Origin of the sequence: Vibrio sp. 10N.286.51.E5, from assembly GCF_041469125.1 — a bacterium.
Classification (GTDB): domain Bacteria; phylum Pseudomonadota; class Gammaproteobacteria; order Enterobacterales; family Vibrionaceae; genus Vibrio; species Vibrio crassostreae_C.
The window spans coordinates 1-786 of record NZ_JBFRJZ010000091.1 but is presented as its reverse complement, the minus strand read 5'-3'; the positions used below and the strand labels follow the sequence as shown (position 1 = coordinate 786).

The 786-nt window shown below is 46.3% G+C and carries 1 protein-coding gene; it reads right to left on the bottom strand.

Annotated elements, in window-relative coordinates; translation table 11 throughout:
• Positions 1–786: group II intron reverse transcriptase/maturase (gene ltrA, locus AB4161_RS21780; protein WP_372084290.1), on the bottom strand; the 786-nt coding region annotated here is incomplete at both ends.

The window sequence follows — 786 nt, the reverse complement described above, 5'->3', positions numbered from 1 at the left end:
CAGGTAGTGTTGCCATCCTCTTAGATATTGAGTTAACTCCGTGATTATCACCTGTAACTCTCGTCCTCGATTTCGCTTCGTTATCTGCCGCACTCGCTTCTTCATTTGAGTTTGTGCTGCCTTCGATAGATGGATTGTTCCATCTATCCCGAAGCGGTGGCTTAAGTAAGTCCGCTCTGTCACTCTTGTCGCACCACTTTTCTCTCGATTTACCGTGAGCTTCAGCTTTTGCTCCAAGAACTCCGTTATCGACTCTTTAACTCGATAAGCGGCTTCTTCACTATGAACGTAGATTTGGCAGTCGTCTGCATATCGACAGAACTTATGCCCTCTGCGCTCTAACTCTTTATCCAGTTCATCTAATACGATATTGGATAGCAACGGGGATAATGGTCCACCCTGTGGTGTCCCTCTTTGTCTCTGTTCAACCATCCCGTTTCGCATTATGCCTGCCTGTAGATATGACCTGATGAGCTTCAACACTCGTTTATCACTGATGTCCTGTGACAGTCTGTACATCAGTCTATCGTGATTCACTGTGTCGAAGTATTTCGCTAGGTCGATATCTACAACATAACCTCGACCTTCTCGGATGTAATGACTGGCTGCCGTTAATGCATGGTGCGCACTGCGGTTTGGTCTAAATCCGTAACTGCTATTGGAGAACTTGGGGTCATAGATATCTGACAGTACTGAGGTCATTGCCTGTTGGACAACTCTATCAAGCACGGTTGGGATACCTAGTTGCCTTACGCCACCACTAGGTTTAGGGATTTCTACACCAAG